At 54.0% G+C, this 2678-nt stretch carries 3 protein-coding genes; 2 read left to right on the forward strand and 1 reads right to left on the reverse strand.

Annotated features, from left to right (window positions below):
* A partial coding sequence (locus AB7E14_RS22645) for a phosphate acyltransferase (RefSeq protein ID WP_428169999.1) occupies positions 1-255 on the forward strand: 255 nt, incomplete at its 5' end.
* 185 nt (positions 256-440) lie between these two features.
* On the forward strand, positions 441-1961 hold the full coding sequence (gene yfcC / locus AB7E14_RS22650) for a putative basic amino acid antiporter YfcC (RefSeq protein WP_043000011.1): 1521 nt from the start codon (positions 441-443) through the stop codon (positions 1959-1961).
* A 53-nt stretch (positions 1962-2014) separates the two neighbouring features.
* Here yfcC and yfcD read toward each other — a convergent pair whose 3' ends face one another.
* A complete protein-coding gene (gene yfcD, locus AB7E14_RS22655) occupies positions 2015-2581 on the reverse strand; it encodes an NUDIX hydrolase YfcD (RefSeq protein ID WP_042317782.1) in 567 nt (188 codons plus the stop codon).
* Between the last annotated feature and the right edge of the window lie 97 nt (positions 2582-2678).

Raw genomic sequence — 2678 nt, forward strand, 5'->3', positions numbered from 1 at the left:
GAGATGGCTGACGGAGCGAACTCCAAAGCGCCGAACTCTCCGGTTGCCGGTCGCGCTACCGTGTTCAACTTCCCGGATCAGAACACCGGTAACACCACCTACAAAGCGGTACAGCGTACAGCCGACCTGATCTCTATCGGGCCGATGCTGCAGGGTATGCGTAAGCCGGTGAACGACCTGTCCCGTGGCGCGCTGGTTGACGATATCGTCTACACCATCGCTCTGACCGCGATTCAGTCTTCACAACAGCAGTAAGTTGTCTCCGCTGGGTCCGGACGGGCCCGGTCAAAAGCCGGAAATCCCCCTGATTTCCGGCTTTTTTATTGCCGTTTCTGGCAATGCAAAAACGGATTTATTTGCTTAACTGCGCTGCATCAATGAATAACCATTCGCCTGTTTGCATACTTAGCCTCTTTGCTTTGCAACAGGGATAGTCTTTCATGTCTGCAGTAACCGAAACACAGCCAGCCAGAAAATGGGCCATGCCCGATACGCTGGTCATTATTTTCTTTGTCGCCATTTTAACCAGCCTTGCGACCTGGGTTGTCCCCGTCGGGATGTTCGACAGCCAGGAGGTGCAATACCAGGTAGATGGTCAGACAAAAACCCGTAAAGTGGTTGACCCCCACTCTTTCCGTATTCTGACCAACGAGGCCGGTGAAGCGCAGTATCATCCGGTTAAATTCTTCACTACCGGCGATGAAAGCCCGGGACTGATGAACTTCCCGTTCGAAGGGCTGACCTCCGGCTCTAAATTCGGTACCGCCGTCGGTATCATCATGTTTATGCTGGTGATTGGCGGTGCGTTTGGCATCGTTATGCGCACGGGAACTATTGATAACGGCATCCTTGCGCTCATCCGTCATACCAAAGGCAACGAGGTTCTGTTTATCCCGGTACTGTTTATTCTCTTCTCGCTGGGCGGTGCGGTGTTCGGCATGGGAGAAGAGGCGGTTGCCTTCGCGATCATCATCGCGCCGCTGATGGTGCGACTGGGGTATGACAGTATCACCACGGTGTTAGTGACCTATATTGCGACACAAATTGGCTTTGCCAGTTCATGGATGAACCCTTTCTGCGTGGTGGTCGCGCAGGGCATTGCCGGCGTACCGGTCCTCTCCGGTTCCGGTCTGCGCATCGTGGTATGGGTTATTTCGACACTGATCGGTCTGACGTTTACCCTGGTCTATGCCTCGCGGGTGAAAAAGAATCCGCTTCTGTCACGCGTGCATGAATCTGACCGTTTCTTTCGCGAACAGCAGGATGATGTTGTCGAGCGCCGCTTCACAATCGGCGACTGGCTGGTGCTGCTGGTGCTGACCGGGGTGATGGTTTGGGTGGTCTGGGGCGTTATCGTCAACGCATGGTTTATTCCGGAGATAGCCAGTCAGTTTTTCACCATGGGCCTGGTCATTGGCATTATCGCCGTTGTCTTCCGTCTTAACGGCATGACGGTCAACATCATGGCGTCCTCATTCACCGAAGGCGCACGCATGATGATTGCCCCCGCCCTGCTGGTAGGTTTTGCCAAAGGCATTTTACTGTTGGTAGGCAACGGCGAAGCGGGTGACGCCAGCGTGCTCAATACGCTGTTACACAGCATCGCCAACGGCATCAGCGGACTGGACAATGCCGTTGCTGCGTGGTTTATGCTGCTCTTCCAGGCGGTGTTTAATTTCTTTGTAACGTCGGGATCGGGCCAGGCGGCGCTGACCATGCCGCTGTTAGCGCCGCTCGGCGATCTGGTGGGGGTTAACCGTCAGGTCACCGTACTGGCGTTCCAGTTTGGCGATGGCTTTAGCCACATCATCTATCCGACCTCTGCATCACTGATGGCGACATTAGGCGTCTGCCGGGTGGATTTCCGTAACTGGCTGAAAGTGGGTGCGACGCTGCTGGGGCTGCTGTTCATTATGTCCAGCGTGGTGGTGATTGGCGCTCAAATCATGGGATACCACTAAAAGACAAAAGGAGCCGCTTATGGCTCCTTTTTACGGTTAGTTCAGAAAGGACGTTACTCCGCCTCTTCCTGCTTCTCCTGTTGCGACTCTGACCTTGCCGCTTCATTTTTAGCGTTACGGGTCATCCACAGCGCCAGCGCTTTCAGCGAGTCGGGCGTGAATTCATCACAGCGGGCGGTAATTTCTTCCGGCGTCAGCCAGCAAACTTCGCTGACCTCTTCTTCCTGCAAGGCGAACGGGCCGTGCGACACACAGCTGAACAGCGCACCCCAGACGCGACAGTTCTTATCTTCAAAGTAGAACTGACCATGTTCGGCGAATGGCACACCGGCGATGCCTAACTCTTCTTCCGCTTCACGGCGGGCAGAATCCAGCAACTGTTCGTCAGCCTGCACAACGCCACCGGCAGTGGCATCTAACATTCCGGGTAAAAAATCTTTTGTCTCGGTACGACGTTGCACCAGTATTTTGCCCATTCCGTCGTGTACAACAATATAGGTCGCACGATGACGCAGGCCCTGCGCTCGCATCTGTTCCCGGCTGGATTGTGCAATGACTTCGTTGTCTTCATTCACAATATCCACCCATTCAGTACTTGCCAAACGACGCTGTTCCACCATCAGGAAACCTTCTTTTTCTGGCGCTCTTACGGCGCATTTACATATGTGGGGGTAAATTACGAATTAATCGCCACCTGCGCAATGATACTTTGATCAT

The organism is Citrobacter sp. (assembly GCF_050252275.1).
Taxonomy (GTDB): domain Bacteria; phylum Pseudomonadota; class Gammaproteobacteria; order Enterobacterales; family Enterobacteriaceae; genus Citrobacter_A; species Citrobacter_A amalonaticus.